This is a genomic window from Streptomyces sp. NBC_01264, from assembly GCF_026340675.1.
Classification (GTDB): domain Bacteria; phylum Actinomycetota; class Actinomycetes; order Streptomycetales; family Streptomycetaceae; genus Streptomyces.
This window is the reverse complement of the sequence record NZ_JAPEOX010000001.1, coordinates 6,888,941-6,911,809: the sequence shown is the minus strand read 5'-3', so window position 1 is coordinate 6,911,809 and position 22,869 is coordinate 6,888,941. Positions and strand designations below refer to the sequence as shown.

The following is a 22,869-nucleotide window of genomic DNA, read 5'->3' as shown; positions in this document are numbered from 1 at the left end:
AGGGAGCGGCCCCCTCAATGTGGGAACCGCTCCCTTCACAGCGTCTTTACTTGGCGCCGGCCGCACCGCGGCGGATGCCGAGGCGCTCGACCAGCGTACGGAAGCGCTGGATGTCCTTCTTGGCCAGGTACTGCAGCAGGCGGCGACGCTGGCCGACCAGGATCAGCAGACCACGACGGGAGTGGTGGTCGTGCTTGTGGGACTTGAGGTGCTCGGTCAGGTCCGAGATGCGGCGGGACAGCATCGCGACCTGGACCTCGGGGGAGCCGGTGTCGCCCTCCTTGGCACCAAACTCTGCGATGAGCTGCTTCTTGACTGCGGCGTCGAGCGGCACGCGTACTCCTTGTAATAGGTCTACATAGCCACCGAGTGCCCCAGGTCGAATTCTCTGGGGATCTTCCGTAACTCGGGAGGCGGGGTCCGTTGAGCGCAGCCTCCGGAATCGTTCCGGGAGCGCGTACACAAACGGCCGTCACACAGCGTACCAGGCTGCCGCAGCCCCTCGTCTCAGCTGGTGAGAGCGCGGGCCCGGGCGTAGACGTCGAGCACGGCCAGGGCCAGCGGGACCAGGCTGAGCAGGACCGCCGCCTCGGTGAGGTCGAGGAGCCGCCCCCAGAAGGGTGACAGACCCTTGCGGGGAATGACCAATGCAATTCCGGCGAAGAGGGCCGCGCCGGCGGCGACGGCGGCGGACAGCCAGAGCGTACGGATCTCCAGGCCGCTGTGGTCCCCGTACAGCGCGAGCTCCTTGAGCAGGGCGAGCGGCGGGTGCATCGCGAGGCCCAGGACGAGCAGGCCGAGGGCGGCGAAGCCGGCCACGAGGGTGCAGGCGACCTGGGAGGTGTAGCGGAAGAGGCGGGCGCGCAGCAGCATGGCGAGCCCGGTGGCCAGGGCCAGGAGCCGGGCCCAGGTGTTGTCCGAGAAGCCGAGGACGGCGGCCGAGCCGACGGCGACGGCCGCGCAGCCGCCGACAAGGCCGAGGAGCATCTCGTGGCCGCGGCGGGCCTGGGCGGCGATGGCCTCGGCGTCGAGGGGGCCCGCGGAGTCGTGCTGGTCGGCGGCGGAGCGCTCACCGTACGCGTCGGTCTCGTAGCGGTCCGGGGTCTCGTACTCGGCCACGGCGCTGCGCGGGGCGGCGTAGCCGATGGGGAGCCGGGCGAAGCGGGCGGAGAGGCCGGGGAGGAAGGCGACGAGGCCGATGGCTGCGGGGGCGCAGACCGCCGCGGCGTCGGTCGCGCCGGCGTCGGCGGCGATCGCGACGAACGTGGCCAGGGTCCCGGTGGCGGCGAGGAAGGTGGTCGCGACGAAGGGTGCGTCGCCGTCCGGGGTGAGGGCGACGAGGGCGACGGAGGCGACGAGCACGCAGACGCAGCCGAGGAGGAACTGCAGGCGGCCGGGGCCCTGGCCCGCGGCGGGGGCGATGATGCCGGCGCCTGCGAGCAGCAGGTGCGGTACGGCGGCGAGGCCGAGGGCGACGGCGGAGCCGCGGTCGCGGTAGACCCGGGCACGGACGCCCGCGGCGGCGGTGAGGAGCACGCCGACGGAGCCCGCGATGATGCCGGGCAGTCCGTGCATGTCGTGCAGGACGGGGTCGGCGTACCAGAGGACGAAGCCGAGGAGGACGAAGAGGACGGCGGCGCCGGTCAGGCCCGCGCCGCGCAGCATGTCGTCGCTCCAGCGGTGGCGGTCGCTCACCACGGCGGCGGCGACGGCGTCGGAGACGTCGTCGAAGACGGCGGGCGGCAGGGATTCCGCGAAGGGGCGCAGGCTGAGCACTTCGCCGTCGAGGACCTGCTGGGCGGCGAGGGTGCGGGCGCCGTCGAGGACGGTGCCGGAGCGCAGGACGAGGTGGAAGCCGGTGGGTGCGCCGACGGGCTGGGTCTGGCCGGTGAGGCGCAGCAGCTCGGGGTAGATGTCGGCGACGGCGATGTCCTCGGGGAGGGCTACGTCTATGCGGCTGTCGGGAGCCACGACGGTGACCCTGCGGAAGCCGGTCGCCTCGGCGGTGTTCACCTGATGCCCCCCGGTGGGTGTGTGCGGTGGTGTGCTGGGTGCGCCGGGGGCGGTGGTCCGCCTTCCGGTGCGCGGCCGATTCGCGGATGCGCATGCCGCGCGCGCCACCCTACCGGGAGGGCTGGTGACTGTCGGCAAGTAGGATCACCTCTCTGCGGAGGAGACCCCCTTCGCGCCCGGGACTTGAGGGCGCCGGTTGCGACGTCCCGTCTGTTTTCGAGGGATTGATGCTCCGGTGAGCCAGATCGTCGTCAAACGTCCGCCCCGGTCGCTGCCGCCCGAAGTGCCTTCGGACGAACTGCGGCTGGAGGCGCCGCCGGAACTGCCCCGGGGGCAGCAGGAGGGCGTGCTGATGCAGCTCCTCCCGATGCTCGGGATGGGCTCGTCGGCCGTCTTCTTCTTCATGCCGGGCGCCGCGCCGTTCATGCGCATCATGGGCGTGCTGATGATGGTGTCGACGGTGGGCATGCTGGTGGCGCAGTTGGTGCGGCACCGGCGCGGTACACAGGGGCAAATGGCCGATATCCGGCGGGACTACCTCAAGTACCTGGCTCAGACCCGCCGTCAGGTACGCAGGACCGCGCGGGCCCAGCGTGACGCGCAGCTGTATCTGCACCCGGCTCCGGAGCAGTTGTGGTCGGTGGTGGCCGAGGGTTCGCGGCTGTGGGAGCGGCGGGTCGGCGACGCGGACTTCGGGCAGGCCCGGCTGGGGCTGGGCGCGCAGCGTCTGGCGACCCCGCTGGTGGCTCCGGACACGGCGCCGGTGGACGAGCTGGAGCCGCTGGCGGCGGGCGCCATGCAGCGGTTCCTGCGGGTACACTCCTCGCTGGACGGGCTGCCGATGGCGGTGTCGTTGCGGGCGTTCTACCACGTGACGGTCTCCGGGGAGCCCGAGTCGGCGCGGAGCACCGCGCGGGCGCTGGTGGCGCAACTGGCCACGCTGCACTCCCCCGAGGACCTGATGGTGGCCGTGGTGGCGGCCCCGGGTTCGGTGGCGGAGTGGGACTGGGTGAAGTGGCTGCCGCACACCCAGCTGCTGGGTCAGATCGACGGGGCCGGCACGAAGCGGCTGTTCGGCGACGACCTCGCGGAGCTGGAGGGGCTGCTCGGTTCCCGGCTGGAGGGGCGGCCCCGGTTCAGCCGGGAGGGCTCCCCCGTGCTGGACCAGCCGCACGTGGTGCTCGTACTGGACTCGGGTTCCCGCGGGGGTCTGGTGCCGCCGGACTCGGTGTTCGCCGCGGCCGAGGGGCTTCAGGGCGTCACCGTCGTCGAGGTGGTGGCGGGCGAGCTGGACGAGGCGCGCGGCGGGCTGTCGGTCGTGGTGCGGCCGGGCCGGCTGCGGCTGGAGTCGGGTGCGGGCTTCGCCTACGAGGGTCTGCCGGACACCCTGTCGCTGCCGGCGGCCGAGGCCCTGGCCCGGCAGCTGGCGCCGCTGCGGACGGGCGGCGGGGACGAGGACGAGCCGCTGCTGGCCAACCTGGACTTCACCGACCTGCTGAACCTGGGCGACGCGGCCGCCGTGGACGTGGCCCGGACCTGGCGGCCGCGCTCCGCCGGCGAGCGGCTGCGCGTGCCGATCGGGGTCGGCGAGGACGGCTCTCCGGTGATGCTGGACCTGAAGGAGGCCGCGCAGGAGGGCATGGGTCCGCACGGGCTGTGCGTGGGCGCGACCGGTTCGGGCAAGTCGGAGCTGCTGCGCACGCTGGTGCTGGGACTGGCCGTCACGCACACCTCGGAGACGCTGAACTTCGTACTCGCGGACTTCAAGGGCGGTGCGACCTTCACCGGGATGGGGCAGATGCCGCACGTCGCGGCCGTCATCACCAACCTGGCGGACGACCTCACGCTCGTGGACCGCATGGGCGACTCGATCCGCGGCGAGCTGCAGCGCCGCCAGGAGCTGCTGCGCTCGGCGGGCAACTACGCGAACATCCACGACTACGAGAAGGCCCGCGCGGCGGGTGCTCCGCTGGAGCCGCTGGCCTCGCTGGTGCTGGTCATCGACGAGTTCTCCGAGCTGCTGACCGCGAAGCCGGACTTCATCGACATGTTCATCCAGATCGGCCGCATCGGCCGGTCGCTGGGCGTGCACCTGCTGCTGGCCTCGCAGCGGCTGGAGGAGGGCAAGCTGCGCGGGCTGGACACGTACCTGTCGTACCGGATCGGTCTGCGGACCTTCTCGGCGGCGGAGTCGCGGACCGCGATCGGCGTGCCGGACGCCTACCACCTGCCGTCGGTGCCCGGTTCGGGCTACCTGAAGTTCGGTACGGACGAGATGACGCGCTTCAAGGCGGCGTACGTCTCGGGCACCTACCGCTCGGGCGGGCCCGACCTGTCGGTCGGGCTGTTCCCGGTGGAGCGGCGGCCCGCGCTGTTCACGGCGGCGCCGGTGCCGGTGGTGTACGCGGCCCCGGACCCGGCGTACCTGTCGGCGCGCGCGGAGCAGGAGGCGCGGGCCGGGGACGACGCGCTGGCGGACACGGTGCTGGACGTGATCGTGGGACGGCTGGAGGGGCAGGGGGTGCCGGCGCACCAGGTGTGGCTGCCGCCGCTGGACCAGGCTCCGCCGCTGGACCAGCTGCTGCCGGCGCTGGCGCCGAGCGCGGAGCGCGGACTGCACGCGGAGGGGTACACGCGGCCGGGCGGGCTGGTCGTACCGCTCGGGCTCATCGACAAGCCCTTCGAGCAGCGGCGCGAGGTGCTGTACCGGGACTTCTCGGGTGCGGCGGGCCACATGATGGTGGTCGGCGGCCCGCAGTCGGGCAAGTCCACGCTGATGCGGACGCTGATCTCCTCGTTCGCGCTCACGCACACCCCGCGCGAGGTGCAGTTCTACGGGCTGGACTTCGGCGGCGGCGGTCTGTCCTCGCTCGCCGAACTGCCGCACGTGGGCGGGATCGCCTCCCGGCTGGACCCGGAGCGGGTGCGGCGCACGGTCGCGGAGGTGGCCGGGGTGCTGCGCCGGCGCGAGGAGTTCTTCCGCGCGAACGGCATCGACTCGATCGGCACCTACCGGCGCCGACGGGCCGCGGGCGAGCTGCCCGGGGAGGCCTGGGGCGACGTGTTCCTGGTCGTCGACGGCTGGGGCGGCTTCCGGGGCGAGTACGAGGCCCTGGAGCAGGTCGTCACGGACATCGCGTCCCGCGGGCTGGGATACGGCATCCACGTGGTGATCACGGTCGCCCGGTACATGGAGGTCCGGGCCGCGCTGAAGGACCAGATCCTCAGCCGGCTGGAACTGCGCCTCGGCGATGTCATGGACTCCGAGTTCGACCGCAAGGTGGCGGCGAACGTCCCCGCGGGGATGCCGGGCCGCGGTCAGGTCGCGGAGAAGCTGCACTTCCTGGGCGCGCTGCCGCGGGTCGACGGCTCGCACGCGGCGGACGACCTGTCGGAGGCCACGGCCGCCTTCGTGGACGCCGTGAAGCAGAACTGGACGGGCCAGGCGGCCCCCGGTGTGCGGCTGCTGCCGCGGCTGCTGCACGCGGACCAGCTCCCCAAGGGCGGGGAGTACCCGGAGCGCGGGATCGCGATCGGCATCGACGAGACCGAGCTGGAGCCGGTGTTCGTCGACTTCGAGACCGACCCCTTCCTCCTGGTGTTCGGCGAGAGCGAGTCGGGCAAGACCAACCTGCTGCGGCTCATCGCGCAGCGGATCTCGGAGCGCTACGGCCCGGACCGGGCACGGCTGGTGGTCGGCGACTACCGGCGCAGCCTGCTCGGCGCGCTGCCGGAGGAGCACCTGCTGGAGTACGCGCCGATGGCGAGCTCCCTGCAGATGCACATGGAGGCGCTGGCCGGGGTGTTCGCCCGCCGCCAGCCCCCGCAGGACGTCACCCCGCAGCAGCTGCGCGACCGCAGCTGGTGGACGGGGCCGGACGTGTTCATCATCATCGACGACTTCGACCTGGTGGCCACGAGCCAGGGCAATCCGCTGGCGCAGCTGGTGGAGTTCCTGCCGTTCGCGCGCGACACGGGGGTGCGCTTCATCATCGCGCGCAGCTCGGCGGGCGCCTCGCGAGCGCTGTACGAGCCGTTCATGCAGCGGATCAAGGAGCTGGGCGCGCAGGGCGTGGTGCTGTCCGGCGATCCGTCCGAGGGGGATCTGGTCGGCAGCGTGCGGCCGCGTCCCATGCCTCCGGGCCGGGCCTCCTTCGTCTCGCGCAAGCGCGGGGCCTCGCTGATCCAGATCGGCCGGATGCCGGGGATGTAGGGCGGGGAGCCGGGCGGGGAGCCGGGCCGTGCGCGCGGGGCGGAGGCTCTCGCGGAGCCTTGCGGAAAGCCCCCCGCGCGCGGCTGGTCACCGTCGATAATCGGCAGGGAACGCACCACCGAAGGAGAGGCCGCGCATGGGCACTCAGCAGGAGAAGGACGAGCTGTACGGGCTCGACATCAGCGGCGTCGAGTGGGAGGGCCCGCCCGGCACCTCTCCCGACGAGGAGCGGGTCGAGATCGCCCGGCTGCCCGAGGGAGCGGTGGCGATGCGGTCCTCGCTGGACCGGGACACGGTGCTGCGCTACACCGCGGCCGAGTGGGAGGCGTTCGTACTCGGGGCCCGGGACGGGGAGTTCGATCTGGACCGGGATCCGCGCTAGGGCGTGTACACATGGGGAAGGGGCGCGCCCGGTGCGGGCGCGCCCCTTCCCCATGTCCTTGCGTGCCCGGGCCTAGTAGGCCTCGGTGAACAGGCGCGAGGCCTTCACGTCGGTGGCGCGGTAGTCGTTCTTGCCGCGCTCGATGAGGTCCGCGACGAGGCGCAGCTGGGCGCGCATGTGGTCGGCCTTGGCGTTGTACTTGCGCTGCAGCTCGACGTACTGGATGTGCGCCTCGCCGTCCCAGGTGTCCGTGACGACCGTCAGGGCCGCGCCCATCTCGTCGAGGTCCTTCTTGATGTTGTCCGAGACGATGCGGATGCGGTCCGCCATCATCTGGACGCTCTCGTACTGGACCTTGGTGTGCCCGTCGTTCGCGGTCATGCTCTTCTCCTTCGCACGGGGCGGGGCAGGTGGGTGGGGAAGCGGGTCGGATCCCGCCGGTCAGATCCCGTTGAGGGCGGAGGTGTTGCCACCGCCGCTGGACGCCTTGACCGACTGGAACGCCGAGACCACGTCGTCGTCCTGCGCGTTGCTCAGGTTCTTGGTCTGTCCGACCGCGTTGTGCAGGACGCCGAGCAGCCGGCGGATCTCGTCGTGGTCCTCGTTGACGACGGTCTGCGCGGAGGTGAACCCCGACGCACCCACGCCGGTCCAGCCCGCACTGACGGTGGCGAGGATGTCCGCCAGCTCCCGGGACTGCCGGGTGACGCTGTCGGCGGTCTCCGAAATCTTGTTCAGTGCCTGCTTTACCGGGTCATCAGCGAGTCCGAAATTGTTGGTCATCCGAAGCTCCTCATCTCTCAATTCGCCAGACAGAACCGGCGGATCGCGCGGCGGAGCGGCACGTCGAGGGAGCGGTTTTCAGCCACCCGCCCCCGGATGCCCTCCGCTCCACGCGCCATCCCCGGTCACAGTCGTGAAGCCTCCGAACACTGTAGTCAGTTGATCGGTGCGACCCAACACGGCCCTTGGGGATCTGTCTCGGAACCGTGACCGTTCACTGCAAACGGCGCCTTCGGTTCCGTGCCTCCCGGACCACCGTGGCGGTGCCGGCGATCACGGCGATGAGGACGCCGCCGATTCCCAGCGCGTACGTACCGAGCCGCTCGTCGCGTTCGCGCGCCGTCTCGGTCATCTGCATCGCGGCCGGTTCCGGGGCCGCCGCGGGCGGCGGCCCGGGGTCCGGTACGGGGGCCTTGGGGGGTTCCGCGCCCACGGCGGACTGGGTGAGCGCGCGGACCGGGTCGACCACGCCCCAGCCCACGTAGTCGTCGTGGCCGTTGACGGAGCGCTCGGCGGTGTTCTGGAGCTGCCAGATCACCTCCTGCGCGGTCCACTGCGGGTGCTTGGCGCGCAGCAGGGCGGCGACCCCGGCGACGTAGGGCGCGGAGAAGCTGGTGCCGTTGTCCACGCACTGGCCGAAGCCGGGGACGGTGGAGAGCATGTCGACCCCGGGCGCCGCGATCCCGATGAAGGAGCCGGGCTGGGAGAAGGCGGCGCGCTCGTTGTTGCGGTCCGAGGAGCCCACGGCCAGGACGCCGGGGAAGGCCGCCGGGTAGGTGGGGCGCTTCTTCCCGGTGAGGCCGTCGTTGCCGGCCGAGGCGACGACGACCACGTTGGCCTCGACCGCCTTCTTCACGGCCTGCCCGAGCTTGGAGTCCTGGGTCATCGGCTGCTCGGTGTCCTGCGAGATGTTGATGACCTGGGCGCCCTTGGCCACCGCGTGCGTGATGGCCTCGCTCAGGGTCTGGGCGTTGCCGCCGCCCTGTCCGTCGTTCTGCCGGATGGGGATGATCGTGGCCTCGGGGGCGAGCCCGACGAAGCCCGTATCGGAATTCGGGCGGGCCGCGATGAGCCCGGCGACCTTGGTGCCGTGCCCGACGGTGTCCGCGGTGCCGTCGCCCTTGGCGTCGAGGAAGTCGCGCCCGGCCGCGATGTCGAGGGCGCCGCTGAGCTGCGGGTTGACCCGGTCCACGCCGGTGTCGATGACGGCCACGCGGACGCTCTTGCCGTCCTTGGAGCGGCCCTTGGTGTCCGCCCAGAGCTCGTCGAGCAGCAGGCGCTGGAGCGACCAGGGCCGGTCCTCTATCTGCTTCTTCATCGGAAAGGTGCACTCGCCGGCGCCCGCGAGGAGCAAGGGGTACGAGGGCTCGCGCGGGCTCGTGTACGAGGGCTCGCGCAGGCTCGCGTACGAGGGCTGCGGCGCGGCCCCCAGGGTGAGGGCGGCGGCCGCCAGCAGGGCGGCGAGGGCGGGCTTCACGGTGCTCCGCATCACGAACCCTGGGGCTGTCGGGCCGCGTTGCTGTCGAGGCGGGGCCCCTTGGAGAGGAACTCCGACCACGCGATGGGCACCGTCACCGGGACCACGTCCGCGTATCCGAGCCGGGCCTGGGCCTGGCTCGGTGCGGGGCGGCCGTCGGAGGTGGCCTCCCCGCCCTGGCCGGGGCTCGCGCTCGGTCCGGGTGAGGGCTGGGCCGCGTCGCTGTCGCCGTTGGCCTGGACGGCATACCGCAGGCCGGTGTCGGTGACCAGGAAGAGCGCGCCGCCCGCGGTGGTCTGGCGGCCCTGGGCCTGGGTGTAGAGCAGGCCGGTGCCGGGGGTGACGTACGCGCTCGTACCGCTGGCGGTGATGTCGACGGGGAATCCGGTGCCGGCCCAGGTGCTCAGCGTCTGGCGGCCCTTGGCGTCGACGGAGCGCAGCACGCTGCAGACGGTGTCGCGGGCGCCGTCCGCGCCGGAGGCAGAGGAGGATGCTGAGGAGGCGCGGACCTCGTTGATCCGCGCGGTCTTCTTCTGGGGCCACTTCGCGTCGCCCTTGAAGAACGTGCGCTCCGGGTTGATGGACTGCATGTCCACCTCATCGGCCTTGCCGTGCATGTCGAGCCGGTCGGTCGCGGGCGAGGAGATCATCAGCCAGGCGACGAAGTCGGAGACGGGGACGACCTTGCCGGGCAGCACCAGGTAGTGCTGCACGCCGGAACCGGTCATGGCCTTCAGCACCATGCCGACCTTGTCGTCCTTGCTGGCCAGGCCCTTGACGCCGGCGGCCGTTCCGGCCTTCGCGCCCGGCAGCTCGGGGAAGGCCAGGTCGTCGCCGGAGCCGAGGGTGGCCAGCCACTCCTCGGTGACCTGCTGTGGGACGGCGCTGCCGCCGACGAGGGCGTTGGTCATCGTGCGGGCGTCCGCGGTGCCTTCGGGGAACTTGTACTTCGTGCCCGTCGCGTCGACGAGGTAGCGACCCTTGCCCGTGCCGGTGCTCTGGACGTACAGGGCCTGGGAGTCGGAGAGCCGGCGCCCGTCGTCCATCAGGTTCGCCTCGCGGTCGGCGAGGACGAAGGCGGCCGTCTGCACGCCCTTGCCGTTGCCGCCGGGCTGCTGGCAGACGGCCCAGCGCTTGGCCTTGCCCGCCTCCGCGGGGGCGGGCAGCCGGTCGGGGGCGTAGGGGATGCCGATGATGGGGCCGCGCGGGAGCTTGCCCGCGTCCAGCACCTTGTCCTCCACCTGGACGACCTTGGCCTTGGACGGGTCGAGGAGCAGCCGGGCGGAGGCGAGGTTGAGGACCGGGTGCAGCCGGGTCTGGTCCGTGCCGTCGACCTTGGTGGTCAGGACGACGTAGCGGGTCGTCGAATCCTTGCCGACGATGACGTGGTCACCGGGGGTGTCCCAGCCCTTGGGGGCCGTCGGCTTGAACATCCCCCAGGCTCCGAAGGCGGCGAGGACGAGCGCGGCGGTGATCACACCGGGCAGGACGGCGCGCAGCGGTCGCGGAGCGCCCTCCTCCGACCCGCTCGCCGAAGGCTGAAGGAACGCGGCCACCGTGCGTCGCTTCGCAAAGGTGTACGCGTTGAGCTCGTCACGTCGTGAGGCCATGGCCGCCTGATTCTCCCCGCACGGCCCGGTCGGTGAGTACGGTCGCCGGGCCTCTGTTGTCCGACCGGCCACCTACTATGCCTCCTGACGGGGGCCGGTTGGGGGCCGGGTAGGGTGAGGCAGCCGCTCCACGCCTTCCGGGCCGGGGGAAACAGGGGTGTTGGGGCGGGTTGGGGAGATTCCGGGGGCGAGCGGCCGGCTGTCGCGCGTGCTGCCGGGCTCAGGGGTACGAACCCCGGAAAGGTGAGGTGTCCGAGTGATGGCCACTGCCGTGAGGCCGCGGACCGGGACGCCCGCACCCGCGCGCGCCGGAGTGACGCCGCATCCGAAGTCCGGTCCGGGGCGCTTCGGCCCGTTCCGATTGCAACAACTCGTGCTGCTCCAGGTCGCCGCGGCGGCGCTGCTGGCGGCCTGGGTCGTGGATCCGCTGCTGCTGGCGCCGGCCGGTGTGCTCGCCCTGGTCCTCGTGCTGCTCGCGGTCGTACGCAGGCACCGGCGCTCGCTGCCCGAGTGGATCGGCGGCGCCCTGGCGCTGCGCGCACGCCGCCGCCGGGCCGCCGCCACGGCGGTGCCGGCCGGTACGGAGCCCGGGCTGGCCCCGCTCGTCGAGGCCGACCCGGCTTTGCGGACGCTCACGTTCAGCGAGCGGGAGCGGGATCGTGACCGGCGGCCCGTCGGCATGGTCGGCGACGGCACCTTCCTGACCGCGGTGGTCCAGGTCGACATGGACGCCACCGCGCTGCGCCCCGACCGGGCGGCGCGGCCGCTGCCGCTGGCCCTCGTACGGGACGTCCTCGAAGTGGACGGCATCCGGCTGGAGTCCGCGCAGCTCGTGCAGCACACCCAGCCGGCGCCCGCACCGCACCTGCCGGCCCAGTCGATGGCCGCGCGCAACTACGCCCCGCTCCAGGCCCTGACCGGGAGCCCGGCCGTACGCCTCACGTGGATCGCGCTCAAGCTGGACCCGGAGCTGTGCCCCGACGCGGTCACCGCGCGCGGGGGCGGACTGCCGGGGGCGCAGCGGTGTCTGGTGCGGGTCGCGGACCAGTTGGCGAGCAGGCTCGCGGGGGCCGGGTTCCGCGCGACGGTGCTCACGGAGCAGGAGCTGACGGGCGCACTGGCCACGTCCTCGTGCGCGAACCCGATGGCGATCACCCAGGCGGGCCGCTCGGCGGCCACGGGGCGGCGCACCGAGGAGACCCCGCGGACCTGGCGCTGCGACGACCGGCGGCACACCACGTACTGGATCAGCCGCTGGCCCCAGTTGGGCGGGAGCGGGGCGGGACTTCCGCAGTTCGTCGCGCTGTTGACCTCGCTGCCGGCGCTGGCCACGAACTTCAGCCTGACCATGACCCCGGCGGCGCGGCACGAGGTCGCGCTGACCGGGCACGTACGCGTCACGGGGCGCAGCGACGAGGAACTGATCACCGCGCGGCGCGGCCTGGAACAGACGGCCCGGGGGGTCAAGGCGGGGCTGGTGCGGCTGGACCGGGAGCAGGTGCCGGGGCTGCTGGCTTCGCTGCCGCTGGGGGGGACGCGATGAGGGGCTCTCGTTCGGGAGCGGGATCGGGACCGGGATCTCGACCGGGATCTGGAGTTTCAGGATCCGCATCCGGATCCGCATCCGCATCCAGACCCGGACCCGGATCGGTTTCGGGATCCGGTGCGGCATCGCGCTCCGGAACGGGATCGACGCGCGGCGGGTTCGGGCTGATCGGCCCGCGCCGGGAGCGGCACGTGGTTCAGGCGGCGGAGCTGGACGAGCTCGCGCTGCCCGTCGGGGACGACGGGGTCGTCATCGGCGTGGACTCGGGGGGCCGCCCGGCGGTCCTCGGCATCAACCGGCCGTCTCCGTACGAGCTCACGCTGATCGGCGGCCTGTGGACGGCGCAGGTCCTGGCCCTGCGGGCCGCTGCCACGGGAGCGCGGGTGACGGTGGAGACCGGGCGCGGCCAGGTGTGGTCCGGTCTGGCGCAGGCCGCGGGCGGGGGCCAGCAGTGCGTGACCCTGCACGACGTGGGCCGGGTGCCGCCGCAGGGCGCCTCGGCGGGCAGTCCGGTCCTGGTGATCCGCGACTGCGGGATGCGGCCGCCGCGGGGCCGCGTGGCGGCGGGACCCTGGCAGTCGGTCCTGACCCTGCTCCCGTACCTGAGCCCGGCGGCTCCCCGACTGGTGCGCAACGCCTCCCTGGTCGGCATCCAGCGGGTCTCCCCCGACGAAGCGGAGCAACTCGGCCGCCTGATGCGGCTGCCCGCGGCGGTGGTGGAGTCCCTGCCGACGCTGGGCGACGGGGTCACGCTGTGGTGCACCGAGCGGGACCGGCAGTTCGTGATGACGCAGCCGACGGACGGGGAGACGGGCCTACTGGGCCCGGCACGGCGCATCGACTGAACCGGGACGGGCGACGCCCTGGCGGGGCGGAGCCCGGGGCTACGGTGCGGGTGCCTGCCGGCGGGGCTCGGGGCGCGGGTTCCGGCCCGGCGAAGCCCGGGGTACAGGTACCGGCTGGCGAAGCCTGGGGTGCGGGTACCGGCCCGGCGAAGCCCTGAGTACATGTACCGGCCGGCGAAGCTCGGGGCGCGGACGCCTGCCCGCGGGGCTCGGAGTACGGGTACCGGCCCGGCGAAGCCCGGGGCGCGGACGCCTGCCCGGCGGAGCCCGGAGTACGGGTACCGGCCCGGCGAAGCCCGGGGTACAGGTACCGGCCCGGCGAAGCCCGGGGTACAGGTACCGGCCCGGCGAAGCCCGGGGCGCGGGCGCCTGCCCGTGGAGCCCGGGGCGCGGTGAGGTTCACCCTCACGGGGGACCCGGGGCCGTGGGGTGGATACCCGGGGGTGCCGGTTCGGGGGATCGTGGCTCGGGATGCCGGTGGGGCACGGCTGCATGTGCGCGGCTTACGGGACTTCCACGGGACCGGCCGCCCGCCGGAACGGAAGCGGGCAGAGCGTGTGGGTCCGGTAACCGGCGGGATGGCAACGGCGAGCCGTTCCGGCGGCGGACAGCTGGAATCGGTGAGCCCGAACGAGCGGGCCGCCCAAGGCAGATCGAGAGCAGAGCAGCCCATGGCGGCGGCACCGCAGGAACCGTCCGACGGAGCGGTGCGTGGGCGGGATGTGCTCAGACGTGCCACCAACCGGCGTGGGCCGGGAACCGGCGGAGCATGCAGGTGCGTGGCATTGACCGACGGCCCCATGAACCAGCAAGCCAGGAACAGGCAGGACTGACCGGAACGCGCCGGGGACCGACGGGGCTGAGCCGAACGAGCCGGGGACCGACGGGCCAGGAGCAGGCGAGCCGCTGTCCAACAGGACCGGAACCGACAGCGCCTGGAAACCTGAACCGGAGCCGACAGGCCGGGCCAGGCCAGGCCGAGTCTGGCCGGACCGGGCAGAGCCGAGTCGGGCCGAGCGGAGCAGAGCCGCACCGGGCCGAGCGGAGCCGGGCAGAGCCGAGCCGGACCGGGCCGGGCAGAGCGGAGGACAGCCGGGCCGGGCCATGGGCAGAGCCGAGCCGGACCGGGCCGGGCCACGGGCCCTTGCCACCCGGTGAGTCGGGCGAGCCCGGGGCCCCATCCAGCCCGTCCGGCGTTTGAGGACCGGGTCAGGGCGGAGCCCTGGGAACGGTGGAAGGGCGGGTAGGGGACTCCGCCCCGCAGGGCCCCCGACCCGCACCACGCAAGCGGCGCACGGCGCACCCCGGCCACCCCGGCCACCCCGGCCACCCCGGCCACCCCGGCCACCCCAGCCACCCCGGCCACCCCGGCCACCGGCAGGCTGAGCCGAACGAGCCCCCGGCAACGGCGGGCCACGGACAGGCAGGCGCCCAGCCGACGGCACGCCACGGCCGGCGCCGGAACAGGCCGCACCCCAACGGCCAGCGCCACAAGGTCGCACCGGACGTGCACGAACAGATTGGGGATCCGCAGGGCGGGAACGGGTGGATGGGGACCGGCCCGCCCACCCCGTCGGCGGGCAGCCGGCGACCGGCTCGGGGCGACGGGATTGGCCGGGGCCCGACCGTATGGGCAGGATGGAGGCGGCCCCGGCCCGTGATCCACCCCGGGTACGGGCAGACGGGGGCGGATACCGGCGGCAGGGCACGATTAGGCTGGGCGCCGGCGTGGCCCGGTGGGACGCCGGACCAGTGTTCGACAGATCAGGAGGACCAGTGAGCGGCGATCGGAACGAGAGGCGCGGCGGGACGTGGGACGTCCCGACGGACGATCAGTCCGACGCGGAGCCCGAGCTGACGGGCGAGTTCACCATCGACTACACCCCGCCGGCCTGGTACACGCAGGGCGCGGCTCCGGCGGCGGCCGCGATCCCGGGCCTGCCCGAAGGCAGCGGCTTCGAGCCCCACCGACCTCCTTCGGACCTGGAGACCCCTCCGACGATGCGCATCGCGCCGCCCGCCCCGCGCGCGGCGTCGAACCCGGCACCGGCCTCGGCCCCACCGTACCCGGGCACCCCCGAGGCACCGACGCCACTGCCCGCGGACCCCGCGGCCGCACCGTACGTTCCGACCCCGGGCGCTCCGGGCACTCCGGTCGCGCCCTACGCCCCGGCCCCCGGCACCTCCGCCCCGGCGTACCCGTCGGCTCGGGACACTGCCGCCACGCCGCACCCGTCGGCCCAGAGCACTGGACTGCCGTCGGACCCCTCGGTCGCGGCAGACCCCGCACCGGCCTGGACCCCGACCCCGGCCCCGGCCCCGGACTCCGCAGGGCCGTCGTACCCCTCGGCCTCGAGCAGCGCCACCCCGCCCCACACTCCGCCCTCGGGCACCGGGTTGCCGCCGTACGCGGGCGGCCCGGGCCCCGCGTATCCGTCCGCCCCGGATGCGGCCGTCCCGCCGCACGCCCCGGCACCGAGCCCCGCCCTGCCGCCGGTCCCGGCGGCTCCGGCGGCTCCGGACAGCTCCGCGCCGCAGGCCGACGCACCCGCCGGTCCGGGTTCCGCAGGTGCCACCGATCCCGCGGGCCTGCAGGCCTCCCCCGGCGAGCCCCACGCACCGGCGCCGACCGTCGACTCCCCTGCCGATCAGGGCCCCTTGAGCGACCCGTACGCCTCCGTGCCCACCGGCGCCGAGCACGGCACGCCCCCGCACGCCCGGCCGGACGCACCGGCTTCGTACGACGCCCAGCCGCCGTACCCGAACTCCGCGCCGCCCGCAGTCGTACGTACGCCCACTCCCCCCGCCGGGACGGTCATCCCCACGCCGCGCGCGGCGAACCCGTTCGAGGGATCCACCGGAGCCGATTCGGCATCCGGCCCTGAACTCCCGGAGTGGCCTGCCGAGTTGACGGCATCCGCGGACCCCCAGGTCGGGTACGCCATCGAACCGCCCGTGCAGCCCCAGCCCCAGGCCCGCCCCCAGACGCCCGACGCCGGGTACGGATTCCCGCCCGCGCAGCAGGCCCCGCAACAGGCCCCGCAGGCCCCGCAGCAGGACCCCGGCTACGGGTTCCCCCCGCCCGCACCCCAGCCGCCGCAGCCGCAGCCTCAGCCGCCGCAGTACGCCGATCCTCGCGGCGCCCAGTGGCAGCAGGGTCCGCCGGGCCCCCAAGGCCCCCAAGGCCCCCAGGGACCGCAGGGACCCCACGGGCACGACCCCCGTTACGGCGCCCCCCAGCCCTCCGGCGGCGCCCCCCTGGGCTACACCGCCGCCGTCGAGCTGTCCTCCGACCGCCTGCTCCGCGGTCGGCAGAAGGCGCGGAGCGGCAACAACGCCCCCTCCGGCGGCGGCCTGTTCCGCTTCGGCGGCAAGGCGGCCGAAACGGAGCGGCGGCGCAAGCTGGAGCTGATCCGCACGCCGGTCATGTCCTGCTACCGGATCGCCGTCATCAGCCTCAAGGGCGGCGTCGGCAAGACCACGACCACCACCGCCCTCGGCGCCACCCTCGCCACCGAGCGCCAGGACAAGATCCTGGCCATCGACGCGAACCCCGACGCCGGTACCCTCGGCCGCCGCGTGCGCCGCGAGACCGGGGCGACGATCCGGGACCTGGTCCAGGCGATCCCGTACCTGAACTCGTACATGGACATCCGCCGGTTCACCTCGCAGGCACCCTCCGGCCTGGAGATCATCGCCAACGACGTGGACCCGGCCGTCTCGACGGCCTTCAACGACGAGGACTACCGCCGGGTCATCGAGACGCTCGGCCGCCAGTACCCGATCATCCTCACCGACTCGGGCACCGGCCTCCTCTACTCCGCCATGCGCGGGGTCCTGGACCTGGCCGATCAGCTGATCATCATCTCGACCCCGTCGGTGGACGGCGCGAGCAGCGCCAGCACCACCCTCGACTGGCTCTCCGCGCACGGGTACGCCGACCTCGTCTCGCGCTCCCTCACCGTGATCTCGGGGGTCCGCGAGACCGCCAAGATGATCAAGGTCGAGGACATCGTGCGGCACTTCGAGACCCGCTGCCGCGGTGTCGTCGTGGTCCCGTTCGACGACCACCTCGCGGCGGGTGCCGAGGTCGATCTCGACATGCTCCGGCCCAAGACGCGCGAGGCCTACTTCAACCTCTCCGCCCTGGTCGCCGAGGACTTCATCCGCGCCCAGCAGCAAGCGCCCCAGAACCACTGGGGCCAGCCGCAGCCGCCCCAGCAGGCCTACCCGCAGCAGCACCAGCAGCCTCAGCAGCCCCCGCCCCAGCCGCCGCAGGCCCCGTACGGCCAGCAGCCCTACCCCACCCCCGGCCAGCCCTGGCCCCAGCAGCCCGGTCAGCCGCAGCCCCAGCCGCCCCAGCCCGGCGGGCCCCCGCGCGACCCGCGCCTGGGCTGACGGCTGAGGGGTGACGACCGACGGGTGACGGCCGGGCTCACCCGGCCGGCGCACGCACGAGGGCCCGTACCGCCCCCGGAATCCCCGGGACGGTACGGGCCCTCGCCCGTGCTGCGACCGCTCGTCAGCGCTCCGCGTCGTACGCGTCCGTCAGCACCCGCGCGCGCTTCACGTCGTCCGCGATGGCCTCCAACAGCCCGTCCAGGGAATCGAACTTCGCCATCCCGCGCACGTAGGCGAGGAAGTCGACGGCCACGTGCATGCCGTACAGGTCCAGCCCGACCCGGTCGATCGCGTACGCCTCCACGGTCCGCTCGGTCGCGTCGAACTGCACGTTCGTGCCGACCGAGATCGCCGCCGGCATCCGCTCGCCGTCCGCCGTCAGCCAGCCCGCGTACACCCCGTCGGCCGGGATCGCGGTGTGCGGCTGCGTCTCCACGTTCGCCGTCGGGTAGCCGAGTTCGCGCCCGCGCTGCGCACCGCGCACCACGACGCCCTCGAGCCGGTGCGGGCGCCCCAGGATCTCGGCCGCGCCGTCCATGTCGCCCTGCGCCACCAGCTTGCGCGCGAGCGTGGAGGAGAACGGCACGCCGCCGCCCGCCTCGCCGCGCTCCACCAGGTCCACGACCTCGACCTCGTAGTCGTAGCTGGCGCCGAGCTGGCGCAGGAACTCGACGTTCCCGGCGGCCTTGTGGCCGAAGCGGAAGTTCGGGCCCTCGATGACCGCCAGCGCGTGCAGCTTGTCGACGAGCACCTTCACGATGAAGTCGGCCGGGGACAGCTGCGAGAACTCCGCGGTGAAGGGCAGGATCAGCAGCGCGTCCACGCCCAGCCCGGCCATCAGCTCGGCGCGCCGGTCGTAGGGGGCCAGGATCGGCGGGTGGCTGCCGGGGCGGACGACCTCGCTCGGGTGCGGGCTGAAGGTGACGACCACGGAGGGGACGCCGAGCTCGCGCGCCTTGGCCACGGCGCGGCCGATGATCAGCTGATGACCCCGGTGGACGCCGTCGTAGGAGCCGATGGTGACGACGCCGCGTCCCCAGTCCTGGGGGATGTCCTCCAAGCCACGCCAGCGCTGCACTGTGACCGCTCCTCGCCCGAACCCTTTGGGCCCACGTCCTGGTTGCCGATTGCAGGTCTAAGACTGCCATGCCGGTGCCCGCTGCCCATCATCGGCGTCGTCCGGCGGGGAAGCGTTCCGGGGCGCGCTGCGAGACGTGCCGGGGCACGTGCTCCGAGCGAGGGTCTCGACGGTCCGGCGCGCGCTCGGCCCCAGCAGCGCCGCCGCCTCCTGCGGCGCCCGCTCCAGCCAGCGGGCCACGAGCGCGCCGAAGGCCGGTTCGGCCCGCGCCAGCTCGACCGTGCGCCGCTCGAAGACGGCCGGGCCGCCCGGTGCCCGCAGCAGTTGCCGGCCGGTGCGCCGCAGCAGGTCCCGGGTACGGTCCGGCGGCGCGCCGGTGGCCGCGCCCGCCGCCAGCGCGCCGAGGAAGGCGTCGAGCACGGACGGGTCGAGCTCCTCGCGGAGCAGCTCCTCGGCCAGCTCGCCGCGGAGCGTGTACGAGGGCTCCGTGCCCGGGGCGGCCAGTACGCGGGCCAGCGCCGCCCGGACCGGGGGCGGACCGGAGCCCAGCAGGTCCCGTACGAGCGGGCGGAGCACGGGGGCGGCGGCCAGGCCCTGTTCGAGCCGCCTTTCCAGGAACTCGGCGGCGTGCGGCGCGTCCTGCGGGTGCCGCGCGAGGTGGTCCCGTACGAGGTCGGCCGCGCGCCGCGCCAGGCCCGGCGTGGTCAGCGCGGCCAGCGCGCGCACCACTTCCCCGTCGGCCCGCTCCCGCAGGGCGGCGAACACCGAGTCCGGGTCGGGCAGCACGGGCAGCGCGGCGACCAGCGCGGCGGCGGGCAGCCGCCGGCCGCGACCGGGGTCGCGGAAGCAGGCGAGGGCCTCGGGGAGGTAGCGGGCCCGTACCTGGGGGTCGCGGAGCAGGATCCCGAGGGCGCTGCCGTGCAGGGAGGCGTCCGCGGGGCGGGCGAGGAGGGCCTGCGCGGCGTAGCGCAGCAGCTCGCGGTCGGCGGGGGTGCGCACGTGCGGGGCGGTGAGCGGCCCGTACGCGGCGGCCGCGACCCGGCGGCCGGGCCGTTCGTCGTGGGCCCAGCGGTCCACGGCGCGGCTGAGGGCGGAGGGCTCGTCCTCGGCGAGTACGGCGAGCAGCTCGTCGGCGCGGGGGTGCGCGGCGGTGACGAGCGCCTCGGTGAGGTCGTCGACGGCGAGGCTGCGGTTGGTGTGCAGCAACGCCTGTGCGGCGGTGGCGACGGTGGCCCCGGGCCGCCCGTGCAGCCGCCGCTCGTCGCGGAACCAGCCGCAGAGCAGCGGCTGCACGAGCTGCGGTGCCCGGACCAGCCGCCGGGCGGCGGCGTCGAGGAGCCGGTGGTCATGGGGCAGCAGCCGCCGCAGCAGCTCGAACCGTTCGGCCTCGGCGACCCGTACCCGGCTCCAGAACCCCGCCCCGAACTCCCCCTCGTCCTCCCGGCCCTGCCCGGGCCCGGCCGGCGCCCCGGCGCCGCCGACGCGTGCGGTGCCACCGGCAGCCACCTCGGGGCGCAGCTGCCTCCCGCCTGCCCCGGATGCTCCGCCCTGGGCGGGAATCCACGGCCCCCCGAAGCCACCGGCTCCCGCCCACCCGGTGGCACCCGCCGGCCCCGTACGCCCCAGGGCCCCGGCATAGGCCACGGACCCGGCCGGCGCGGGGCCCGCCGGTGAACGGCCCGACGGGGAGCCCCCGGCCGAGGAGCCGCCCGCCGGGAAGGGACCCGACGACGAAGCACCAGCCGGGGAGCCCCCGGCCCCGGAGGCACCCGCCGAGGGGGCACCGGCCGGGGAGCCATCCGCCGAGGAGGCACCAGCCGAGGAAGGGCTTGCCGAGGAGCCGCCAGCCCAGAAGGCACCCACCGAGGAGGTGTCGGCCTGGGAGCCGCCAGCCGAGGAGCCGCCAGCCCCGGAGGCACCCGCCGAGGAGGTGTCGGCCTGGGAGGAGCTTGCCGAGGAGCCGCCAGACCAGGAGGTGTCGGACGAGGAGGGACCCGACGGCGAAGCACCGGCCGGGGAGGCGCCAGCCGGAGTGGAGCTTGCCGAGGAGTTGTCGGCCCGGAAGGCACCCGCCGAGGAGGTGTCGGCCGAGGAGGCACCCGACGGCGAAGCACCAGTCGGGCAGCCGCCAGCCCAGGAGTGACTTGCCGGGGAGCCGCCGGGTCCGGAGGCGCCGGCCGGGGAATTGCCGGGCCAGGAGGAGTCAGTCGGGGAGGGGTGTGCTTCGGGGGTCCCCCTCGGCCCGGGCTCCGGCCCCGTCAGGCGGGTGGCGAGGCCGTGCAGGAGCGGCAGGTACGGCGTGGCGTCGGGGAGGACGAGCAGGGTCTCCCCCACGAGGCGGGCGGCCCACCAGGTCGCCTCGGGGCCTTCGGCGCCGTCGAGGAGGGCCACGAGCCGCTCCAGCCCGGCTGCCCGCTCCCCGGGCGGGAGCAGGCGCAGGGCCTCCAGTACGGGACCGATGCGGTGGCGGGGGACGTCCCGGCCCAGGGTGGCCAGGGCGGCCGGGAGATCCAGGTGCGCGGCCTGCACCCAGTCGGCGAGCTCCTCGTGGGCGAAGCGGTACCCCTCGCCGGCGGGCACCAGCAGCCCTTCGGTTAGCACCGCCGAGGCCCAGCCCGAGCGCCAGGGGAACAGTTCCTCGAAGGAGGCCCGGTCCAACTGACCCCGGCCCGGACCCAGGCACCGCCGGGCGGCTTCGTGCACGCGCCCGGCCACCCGCGCGGCCAGCCGGTCCGCACCGGGCCCGTGGACCCCGGCCCCGTCCGGCTCCGCGCCCCCGCCGGGTCTACGGGGCTGCGGGTGCGCGGCGGACACCCGGACGGCCACCCGCAGGCACAGCAGGTCCAGGTGCGCGGCGAAGACCTCGTCACGGGACGGACAGCCGTCGGTGACCCCGGCCGCGCGGATCTCCGCGAGCAGCCGCAGCGTGAGCGGATGCCGGGCGTCGGCGCCCGCGACGGCGTCGGCCGGGATCCCCAGCCGGGCCCGGGCCTGCTCCGCCTCCCCGGGAGTGAGATCTCCGACCGGGACCGCGGGCGGCAGCCGCCGGGCCGGCCGGGCCGGGGTGCGGAGCATCCGCGGCGGGTAGAGCCGCCCCGCCGACTCCCAGTGCTCGGGACGGGCGGCCACGGCCAGCCGCGCCCCGGTCGCCTCCAGCCAGGCGGCGGTGGCGCCGGTCCACGGCCCGGCCCGCCCCGCGAGCCGCGGCGGCATCTCCTCGGGCCCGTCCAGGACGACGAGCAGGGGCCGCCCGGCCGAGGCCACGAGCGAGGCCAGCGCCGAAGCCGAAGCGGAAGCCGAAGCCGAAGTGCACGCCGATGCCGGGTCGGGGCCGCGGTCCGGTCCGGCGGCCGGCACCTCCAGGATCCGTCCCGCCTCCGCCAGGGCCCGCGCCACCGCGTCGGCCAGCGAGGTGTCCCCGGCCCGCAGGTCGGCGCCGCGCAGCCAGAGGGTCGGGGCCGGGCGGGGGCCGCGGGCTCGGCGGACCGCCAGGGCGGCCAGGGCGGTGGTGCGGCCGGTGCCGGGACGGCCGACCAGTGCGAGGACCGGGCGGTCCCCGGCGGTGAAGGCGTCCAGTTCGGCCGCGAGGGCCGGGCGATCCACCGGCTCCGGTCCCCCGGCGGCGAGGGCGCGCAGGGCCACGCCCAGGGTGGTCCCGGTGAGCTGGAGGGCTCCGGCGAGGTTCAGGTCGGCGCCGTGGCCCGGCACGGTGGCGGCGTTGCGTTCCAGCAGCGCGGCGAGGGGTCCGCCCGGATCGGCGGCAGCCGCGGCGGCGAGGGGCACGGCGAAGCCCCCGCAGCGGTGCTCCGCCTGCAGAGCGGTGCACAGGACCGCGAGCACCGCTCCGGTCCCGGCGTCCAGCACCGGGCCCCCGCAGGCCTCGCCGCCGAGCCGCAGCGCGTCGCGGCCGTCGGTGCCGATGGCCAGTTCCAGCGCGGCCGGGAGCAGGTGGAGCCGGTCGGCCGCCGGGTAGGCGGCCTCGGCCGGGCCGAGCACCCGTGCCTGGCGCCAGCCCCGCGCGGACAGCCGTACGTACGTCCCGGGTGCGATCACCCCCCGCGGCGCGACCGGCAGCGGCCGTGCCCCGAGCCCGTCGCTGCGTACGAGCGCCAGCCCCAGCTCCGGCAGGGCGGTCACGTCCGAGGCCCCGGCCCGCCAGCTCCGCTCCTGCGGCGCCGGCCCGTGCAGGACCATCCGGGCCAGTCCGTCCACCGCCTCGTGGCTGGTGAGCACCGTCCCGCGGTCGTCCGCGACGAAGCCGCTCCCCCGCGGCCGTCCGGCGAGATCGCAGATCCTGATCAGTTCCGCCGTCACCGCACCACTCCCCGCCGCGCGTGCCCCGTAGCCACGACCGTAGGCAGGTGAAGATCAGCGGGAACAGCACGCGAGGCGAAAGCGCCCCCTTACGCTCCCTCCATTCACTCCGAGCGCCTGCTCAGACGGGTGAATAAGGGGGTCCGGGTGGATAGAGACCTACCCGAGGGGGGTCGTGGAGCGGCGAGCAGCAGTCCTGTGCGCTCG

13 protein-coding genes are annotated in these 22,869 nt (G+C 74.6%); 5 read left to right on the top strand and 8 right to left on the bottom strand.

Going from position 1 to position 22,869, the window contains the following annotated elements; genetic code table 11:
- Positions 1-46 precede the first annotated feature (46 nt).
- Complete coding sequence (gene rpsO, locus OG435_RS32350; protein ID WP_243337509.1) at positions 47-334, bottom strand: 30S ribosomal protein S15; 288 nt, start codon at positions 332-334, stop codon at positions 47-49.
- Positions 335-507: 173 nt separating this feature from the next.
- Entirely contained in the window at positions 508-2,013 is a 1,506-nt protein-coding gene (gene eccD, locus OG435_RS32345) for a type VII secretion integral membrane protein EccD (protein ID WP_266881420.1), read from the bottom strand.
- Between the two features lie 235 nt (positions 2,014-2,248).
- Here eccD and eccCa point away from each other — a divergent pair, with 235 nt between their 5' ends.
- The gene (gene eccCa, locus OG435_RS32340) at positions 2,249-6,226 is read left to right on the top strand and encodes a type VII secretion protein EccCa (RefSeq protein ID WP_266881419.1); all 3,978 of its coding nucleotides are present in this window, start codon (positions 2,249-2,251) and stop codon (positions 6,224-6,226) included.
- Between the two features lie 136 nt (positions 6,227-6,362).
- Positions 6,363-6,608: a DUF397 domain-containing protein gene (locus OG435_RS32335; RefSeq protein WP_254385841.1), complete on the top strand. Its 246-nt coding sequence runs from the start codon at positions 6,363-6,365 to the stop codon at positions 6,606-6,608.
- Between the two features lie 72 nt (positions 6,609-6,680).
- Here the strand turns inward: OG435_RS32335 and OG435_RS32330 are convergent, their stop codons facing one another.
- The 4 genes from OG435_RS32330 to eccB form a co-directional block, all read right to left on the bottom strand.
- Positions 6,681-6,989: a WXG100 family type VII secretion target gene (locus OG435_RS32330; protein WP_266881418.1), complete on the bottom strand. Its 309-nt coding sequence runs from the start codon at positions 6,987-6,989 to the stop codon at positions 6,681-6,683.
- 60 nt (positions 6,990-7,049) lie between these two features.
- On the bottom strand, positions 7,050-7,391 hold the full coding sequence (locus tag OG435_RS32325) for a WXG100 family type VII secretion target (protein ID WP_266881417.1): 342 nt from the start codon (positions 7,389-7,391) through the stop codon (positions 7,050-7,052).
- Between the two features lie 214 nt (positions 7,392-7,605).
- Positions 7,606-8,880: a type VII secretion-associated serine protease mycosin gene (mycP, locus tag OG435_RS32320; protein ID WP_266881416.1), complete on the bottom strand. Its 1,275-nt coding sequence runs from the start codon at positions 8,878-8,880 to the stop codon at positions 7,606-7,608.
- The gene (gene eccB / locus OG435_RS32315) at positions 8,880-10,478 is read right to left on the bottom strand and encodes a type VII secretion protein EccB (protein ID WP_266881415.1); all 1,599 of its coding nucleotides are present in this window, start codon (positions 10,476-10,478) and stop codon (positions 8,880-8,882) included. The genes mycP and eccB overlap by 1 nt, the downstream gene beginning before the upstream one ends.
- Positions 10,479-10,737: 259 nt before the next feature.
- On the opposite strand from eccB, the gene eccE reads away from it, so the two are divergent.
- From eccE to OG435_RS32300, 3 genes are all read left to right on the top strand, one after another.
- Positions 10,738-12,021, top strand: coding sequence for a type VII secretion protein EccE (gene eccE, locus OG435_RS32310; protein ID WP_266881414.1), 1,284 nt, complete (start codon positions 10,738-10,740; stop codon positions 12,019-12,021).
- Positions 12,018-12,869, top strand: coding sequence for a hypothetical protein (locus OG435_RS32305; protein WP_266881413.1), 852 nt, complete (start codon positions 12,018-12,020; stop codon positions 12,867-12,869). The genes eccE and OG435_RS32305 overlap by 4 nt, the downstream gene beginning before the upstream one ends.
- A gap of 1,776 nt (positions 12,870-14,645) precedes the next feature.
- Positions 14,646-17,267, top strand: coding sequence for an SCO5717 family growth-regulating ATPase (locus OG435_RS32300; protein ID WP_266881412.1), 2,622 nt, complete (start codon positions 14,646-14,648; stop codon positions 17,265-17,267).
- A 124-nt stretch (positions 17,268-17,391) separates the two neighbouring features.
- On the opposite strand, the gene OG435_RS32295 is transcribed toward OG435_RS32300, so the two are convergent.
- Both OG435_RS32295 and OG435_RS32290 read right to left on the bottom strand, forming a co-directional pair.
- Entirely contained in the window at positions 17,392-18,348 is a 957-nt protein-coding gene (locus OG435_RS32295) for a bifunctional riboflavin kinase/FAD synthetase (RefSeq protein ID WP_266881411.1), read from the bottom strand.
- A 57-nt stretch (positions 18,349-18,405) separates the two neighbouring features.
- A complete protein-coding gene (locus OG435_RS32290; protein ID WP_266881410.1) occupies positions 18,406-22,662 on the bottom strand; it encodes a serine protease in 4,257 nt (1,418 codons plus the stop codon).
- Positions 22,663-22,869: the final 207 nt, after the last annotated feature.